This window comes from Armatimonas sp. (assembly GCF_031410135.1).
GTDB lineage: Bacteria > Armatimonadota > Armatimonadia > Armatimonadales > Armatimonadaceae > Armatimonas.
Map to the genome: position 1 here is coordinate 1 of NZ_JANNYP010000007.1, position 6,775 is coordinate 6,775.

Genomic DNA, 6,775 nt, shown 5'->3' on the forward strand with positions numbered 1-6,775 from the left:
TTACCCTGTGCTCGTGCAATATTTCCAGTAGAAAAGCTCGCCACGAGAGTCATGATTCCAAGAATGGTAGTGTTAAGTTTACAGTTCATCTCTATCTGTCCCTTGTGTCTGGAGACTATCACAGAAAGCTTGCCAGGAGATCACTCGGCAAGGAAAACCCGTATTTTTACGGTGCTAAACCCGTATTTTTACGATCTGATGAATCAGGGAAGGAGCCTCTCGTGGCGCAGGAGTAATTAAGATTGCCGCAAGGGTTGCAGCAATCGCCTGTTCCACCGCTTCAGGAGCTCGGGCATGAACAAACGCCAGTACCTGTCCCGCTTCCACTCTCTGCCCGACAGTGACCTGTAGAACCAGTCCCACGGCAGGGTCTATGTGTGCTTCCTTGGTTGCCCGTCCCCCGCCGAGCCGAACGACGAGCTCTCCGAGGGCTTGGGTTTCCATGGCCTGAATGGTTCCCGCTATAGGGGCAGTAACAGGCACAACTATGGGTGCCTCAGGCAGGCATTGTGCCAGATTGCCCCCCTGCGCCGCGATAATCGCCAGAAACTTGTCTCGCGCCGCTCCCGATTTCAGAACAGTCTCGGCTTGCTCCCGCCCCGCTTCCACGGAGCTGCCCTGCGCCAAAGAGATGCCCTCAGCGGAGAGCCTCAGACAGAGTTCGAGGAGCCTGGGCTCGGCGCTGGCGGGATTCTCGAGGAGCTCCAGCGCCTCATTGACTTCCAGGGCATTGCCAATGGTGCGTCCGAGCGACTGGCTCATGTCGGTGACGAGTGCCGTTGCGCGCCGTCCGTTGGCAATCGAGCCAGCGACCAGTGCTTCCGCAAGAGCGAGCGCATCGGCTTGGGTCTTCATCAGCGCCCCACTTCCCACTTTCACATCAAAAAGAAACGAGGGTGCGCCACCCGCAAGCTTCTTGGAAAGAATGGAGGAGACAATCAGCGGCAGGCAAGCGACGGTCGCGGTGGCATCGCGCAAGGCATAGAGTTTTTTGTCAGCGGGTGCCAGAGTCTCGGTCTGCCCCGCGAGACACGCTCCGACCGAGTGGACTTGCGCCAGCATCTGCTCTGGCGAGAGCGCGACACTAAGGCCCGAGATGGCCTCTAGCTTGTCGAGAGTGCCGCCGGTGTGGCCCAATCCTCGCCCGCTCATCTTGCAGACCGGCACGCCCGCCGCTGCCAGAATCGGGACAACGATCAGGCTGGTTTTATCGCCCACTCCTCCCGTCGAGTGCTTGTCCAGTGCATGCGGCAAGTCCGAGAGATCAAGCTGCTGCCCCGAGCCCGCCATCGCCGCCGTGAGCGTTGCCGTCTCTGCGCCATCCATTCCCTGGAGATAGATCGCCATGAGGAGCGCTGCTGCCTGATAGTCAGGGACAGCTCCCGTGGTGTAGCCGTCCACGAAAAACGTGATCTCTGCGGCGGTTAACGCCCCACCATCACGCTTTTTCGCAATGATTTCTGGAATATGCATCGCTTTAGGATACCGCCCTCTGAGATTGGGTACAATCGGGCCCGTGTTGTTTCGCCGTCGTTTCGGGTTTAGCCCGCCAGAGAAAGCCACCTCCGAGGGAATTGTCGGGATTGGCGGCCCGCTGGATGTCCCCACGCTCCAGTGTGCCTACCGCCAGGGAATCTTTCCGTGGCCGCACACCGGCTTGCCTCTGCTCTGGTTCAACCCCGACCCCCGTGCCGTCTTAGACTTCGACGAGCTCCATATCCCCGAGCGCCTTGCCCGCCGCCGCAAGAAGCTGCCTTTGCACTTCACGATAGATCAGGCCTTTGAGACCGTGATCACGTCCTGTCGCAAAGCACCGCGTCCCGGTCAAGAGGGCACCTGGATCACCCCGAAGATCGTCACCGCCTTCAAGGGACTGCATAGCGTCGGGGATGCTCATAGTATCGAGGCGTGGGATGAAAGCGGCAGTTTGGTGGCAGGCCTCTACGGGGTTACAGCGGGTGGCGTCTTCTCCGGAGAGAGCATGTTCCACAACGTGAGCGATGCCTCCAAGCTCTGCGTGTTATTTTTGATCGAGCATCTTAAAGAGCGCGGCGCGACGTGGATTGACATCCAGACCATGACCCCCCACTTTGCGATGCTGGGTGCCAAAGAGATCTCCCGCGCCGATTATCTTGCCCGCCTTCGCGCCGTGCAAGAGTCATCACTCGCACTCTTCGACCGGGAACCGTAGCTTCAAAAAAAGCGTTGGGACTTTCACCATGCAAACGCCCACTCTGCCTACCGCTCTCACTTTCCCCGCCGTCCAAGCCGACAACCTCGACGGCAAGAAGCTGCGCTTCCCACAAGACTTCGCGGGCACACACAACCTGGTCTTTGTGGCCTTCCAGCGCAACCAGCAGCGCGAGATAGACACCTGGGTGCCGCTCGCCAAAGAGCTGATGAAAGCCCACCCCACCCTGCGCCTCTACGAGTTCCCCGTGATCGGCAAGATGATCGGGATGATGCGCAGCTTCATCAACAGCGGTATGCGCCGCGGCATCCCCGACCCCGCCACCCGCGCCACCACCATCACGATCTACTCCGACAAAGGCGCGTTCATGAAGCCCCTGGGCCTCAAAGACCAGAAGAAAATCTACGCCTTTATCGTCACCCCCAAAGGCGACGTCCTCTGGCGCACCGAAGGCCCCCGCACCGAGAGCGGTGAGAAAAGCCTCCGCGAGTTTCTGGACAAGGCAAAGTAATTTCTGCATTCCGACCAATGCAATGAGTCGGTCAGCACGTGCGGCAGAGAAATCTGAATCAGCATCCGCGGATAGTCCATCAGGCAGTGCGGCCAATTTATCAGATTTATATCGTAGATAAATCTAATCATGCGAAACTCTTTCCTATGATAGCCTCGACGGAAATCGTCGGGCTTTGGGGCGCTTCGCGCCGCCTCCTCGTTCCTCGTCGGTACTTTTTATGGGGCTACAAGGTTGGTCGCCGCAGGCGCGGCGGAACGCCCTACAGCCCAGAGGTTTACCGTCGAGGGCTATCACGGGATTTGAGACAGAATCATTTTTTCTCCCATCTCTATTTCCGCGAAAGTAGACAGAGCCCCCCCCTTTGCCTCTATAATTAAGAGCACGAGCAACAAACAAAGACAAAAGATTCGGCCCCTTAGGGTGGCCTCGCTAGGGAAAAGAAAAAAGATGATTACCACGAAAAAGATTGTGCTTCCCACTTTCGGTGCTCATATGGAGGCTTATTCAAAACGGACGAAATTGCGTGTCGGCCGACGAGAGCAGAACAGTGCCCCATTCCCCCTCTGTACCACGGAGGATGAGGTAATGGAGATCGTGGCCGAAATCACGAAAAGGAGCTTCCTCCTGCTTGATTATGAGCAGCACCGCGTGACCATTGAGAAGGCGGCGAAGGGCGGCCTTGTTGTCAAAACTGAAGGGTTGGCCGACTACAAGACCAGAGTGAAAGCAATGGCGAAAGGCGAGCCAGGCGGAAGAATCTGGTTCACGAAAGCAGACTACGAATTCTTCTACCCCTCCCGAAAAGTGATGAGCGAAGAGGATCAGAAGTTTGTCACCGACTCGTCCGCGAGGCGTATGTTTTGATCGAAAGACACAGTTATGATCGTGTCATTGTCTCGGGAAAGGGCGGCATTTGCCTCGACGAAATGCGAAGGACTGTGAGGCGGGTCGCGAAGCGCGGCGGAGGCACGACGCCCCAAAGCCCGGAGGTTTACCGTCCGGGGTTCGTTACGTGATGCGTCTCTCTGTCATTATTGTCCACTGGAACACGGCCCCCGATCTGCGGGAGTGTTTGGTGGCGCTGCAAAAATCTCCGTGGTCGGGTGGCGAGACGGAGATTCTAGTGGTGGACAACGCGTCGCGCGATGGTGCGGTGGCGATGCTGGCGGCGGAGTTTCCGGAGGTGCGGGTAATCGCTAACTCGGAGAATCTGATCTATGCAGCGGCGACCAACCAGGCTCTGAGAGTGGCGACGGGCGATTATTTTCTGCTGCTGAATCCCGATGCGTGCGTCACCGAAGGCGCGATTGACAAACTAATTACCGCGCAAAAAGCGATTGTGGCAGCAAAGCTGGTCTCGGATGATGGCTCGGTGCAAAAGTCGGTGCGGGCGTTTCCGACGCCGCTGGCGACGATCACGGGAAGCTGGACACGGCTGGCGTTTGACTACGAGAAAGCCGGGCCTGCGCCGCAGCCGATGATGTCGTGCCTCTTGTTTACGCGAACCGTCTATGAGAAGATCGGGGGGCTGGACGAGCGCTTTCCACTGTTCTTCAATGATGTAGACTGGAGCTTGCGGACGGAACGAGCGGGGCTGGAAACGTGGTATATCCCGGAAGCAGTTGTCAAACATGGGCACGGGGGAACCACGAAGCGCGTTCGGCGGTCTGCTGTCTGGGAGTCGCGGCGGGCTTGGCTGCGTTTCTTACATAAACACTTTGCGCGTGACCCACTACGGCCTCTGGCGACAGTAGCGGTCACGCTGGACGCCTGGCGACGAACCGGGCGCTGGGGGAAATTGCTTGGAAGAGACGGGGGCGAGACCACGCCTGAGAGTTTGCGTCGTGAGCTGGAGAGCGAAGGACGACCTTCGTGAGTGCCTCAAGAGCATCCGTGGCTGGGAGACAGTCGTGGTGGACAACGCATCGGGCGATGGCAGCGCCGAAATGGTGGCGAGCGAGTTCCCCGAGGTCAAGCTCATCGCGCTCACCGAGAATACGGGCTTCTCCGGCGGCAGCAATGTCGCGCTGGAGGGCCTCGATGCCGACTACGCCCTGCTGCTCAACTCCGATGCGACCGTCGAGCCAGGTGGGCTGGAGCGGTTCCTAGCCTTTGCCGATGCCACACCCGATGCGGGAATTATCGGCCCCAAGGTCATCAACCCCGACGGCTCGATCCAGTACTCCTGCCGCCGCTGGCCGACATTCGCTGCCGGAATGTTTCGCAATGTCTGGCTCGGGCGGCTCTTTCCCAGCAATAAACCCGCGTCGGACTACCTGATGCAGGACTTCGACCACGCCAGCGTGCGCGACGTGGACTGGGTCTCGGGGTGCGCGCTGCTCATCCGAAAAAAGTGCATGGAAGAGATCGGTTTGCTTGATGCGGAGACATTCTTCATGTACTGTGAGGACATGGACTGGTCTCTCCGTGCGCACCAAAGCAACTGGCGCGTCGTCTATTTCCCCGGCTGCGTCGTGACACACGCCATTGGTAAGTCGTCGGACAACGCCGCCGAGCGCATGATCCGTGAGCACTCCCGCTCGATGTGGCGCTTCTGGAAAAAACACCGCGCCTTCTTCGTCGACAAAGTCCCCGCAATCTTGCAGCCCTTTGTCTGGGCTGGCATCTGGGCGCGTGCCTATGTAAGAATCGCGAAGCGCCGCCTCACCGGAGCGGGCAGAAAGGACTGGCGTAAGTGATCCAAAAAGTGGGCTTTTACGCACTTCTTCTCGCCCTCGCCCTCGCTCCGTTTCTGGGCGGCAATCCAGCGGGTGCCGAGTACAACAGCGATGCGAGCCTTGGTGCGCTTCGGGTTCTGGTGCTGATTGCGGCGCTTGCAAACTCACCCCGAACCCATCCCCTAGCCCCTTCCCTCAGGGCAGGGAAGGGGAATGTGGCGTTGTGGCTTGCCGTCGCCTGGTCCGCGCTCTCGCTGCTCATCCACTCCAAGTTCTTCACCTCGCCGTTCTTGCTCTTTGCGCAGATTCCCGCCGTGCTGGACTTACTCTGCGCCGCGCTGGTCTTCTCGCTCGCCGCCAAGTCCGACGAGAGCCAGCGGCAGAGGATTGGCATTGCGCTGGTTGTCGGACTAGGGATTCACGCGCTGATGGCGGCGCAACAGTACGGAGAACATAAAAAAATCGGGGAGGACTGGTTCCGTGCCACCGGGCTCTTTTTCTCAGCCAACTTCTCCGCGGGCTTTATCGCCTTGCTCTTGCCGCTGGCCTTTGTGCTCTGCTTGCAAGCAAAAGAGAGACTCACGGCACTCGGCTTTGGCCTTGCTAGCGCACTGGGCTTTGGAGCACTCATTGCAAGCGGTTCTTTAGTAGGGACCGCAGCCACCATAGTCGGATTGCTTGTGGCCCTGATTCTGGGCTACAAACAAGTGACTTGGCCCCGACTGGGAATCATTGTTCTTGCCTGCCTTGTGCTTGGCTTCGGATTTAAGGGCGCGATTATCTCGCGAACCGACACAACCCACAAGCAACCCACAACAAAACGCGGGCTAGTGGATGAGTTCCGGCTCTACACCTGGCGTGGGACGGCAAAGATGGCGCTGACAAACCCAGTCTTTGGCACAGGGCCGGGGACATTTCCCGCGCTCTACCCACGCTACGCCGAAGTCGGACGAACGGGGCTGGCGCACCAGTCCTATCTCCAAGTCGCCGCAGAAAACGGCATCCCCGCCGCACTCGGCCTGCTCGTAGCCGCTCTCTTGGCGCTAACTTCCGCCCGGCGTGGGAACTTGGTGTCTGCCGCTCTCGCCGGAGGCTTACTCGCTGCCCTCCTCCGAAGCTGCTTCGACTCTGAGTGGGCGCTTCTGGGCAACTCCCTCCCCTTCTGGGCCGTAGCCGGGCTCCTCATCCCCCCAACAAACCCTCTTCCCAACGAGGAACGAGTGGCGGGGGAAGAGGGTCGCGCGAGGAACGAGCGCGGGGAGATGGCGCGAAGCGGCGGGGAGAGGCTAGCCGCCGCGCTAGGCTTGCTCTTCGCACTGCTCTCACAAGCAGGCATCTTTCCATCGCAGCCCAAGGCGCTGGCAGATTCGGGGAAGCTCGCCGAGGCCGCAG

At 59.3% G+C, this 6,775-nt stretch carries 7 protein-coding genes; 6 read left to right on the forward strand and 1 reads right to left on the reverse strand.

The features are described from left to right. Positions 1-174: 174 nt before the first annotated feature. A complete protein-coding gene (locus RMO15_RS00255) occupies positions 175-1,473 on the reverse strand; it encodes a thymidine phosphorylase (protein WP_309706775.1) in 1,299 nt (432 codons plus the stop codon). 43 nt (positions 1,474-1,516) lie between these two features. Between RMO15_RS00255 and aat the strand changes: the two genes are divergently transcribed. From aat to RMO15_RS00285, 6 genes are all read left to right on the forward strand, one after another. Further along, entirely contained in the window at positions 1,517-2,191 is a 675-nt protein-coding gene (gene aat, locus RMO15_RS00260; protein ID WP_309706776.1) for a leucyl/phenylalanyl-tRNA--protein transferase, read from the forward strand. A gap of 28 nt (positions 2,192-2,219) precedes the next feature. Then, positions 2,220-2,702: a hypothetical protein gene (locus tag RMO15_RS00265; protein WP_309706778.1), complete on the forward strand. Its 483-nt coding sequence runs from the start codon at positions 2,220-2,222 to the stop codon at positions 2,700-2,702. A gap of 450 nt (positions 2,703-3,152) precedes the next feature. Next, on the forward strand, positions 3,153-3,569 hold the full coding sequence (locus tag RMO15_RS00270; RefSeq protein ID WP_309706780.1) for a hypothetical protein: 417 nt from the start codon (positions 3,153-3,155) through the stop codon (positions 3,567-3,569). Positions 3,570-3,618: 49 nt separating this feature from the next. Next, the gene (locus tag RMO15_RS00275) at positions 3,619-4,581 is read left to right on the forward strand and encodes a glycosyltransferase family 2 protein (RefSeq protein WP_309706782.1); all 963 of its coding nucleotides are present in this window, start codon (positions 3,619-3,621) and stop codon (positions 4,579-4,581) included. Then, positions 4,550-5,404 carry a glycosyltransferase family 2 protein gene (locus tag RMO15_RS00280; RefSeq protein WP_309706784.1) on the forward strand — a complete coding sequence of 285 codons (855 nt, stop codon included), beginning with the start codon at positions 4,550-4,552 and terminating at the stop codon, positions 5,402-5,404. Before RMO15_RS00275 ends, RMO15_RS00280 begins: the two co-directional genes overlap by 32 nt. Beyond that, a partial coding sequence (locus RMO15_RS00285) for an O-antigen ligase family protein (protein ID WP_309706786.1) occupies positions 5,401-6,775 on the forward strand: 1,375 nt, incomplete at its 3' end. The genes RMO15_RS00280 and RMO15_RS00285, both read left to right, overlap by 4 nt.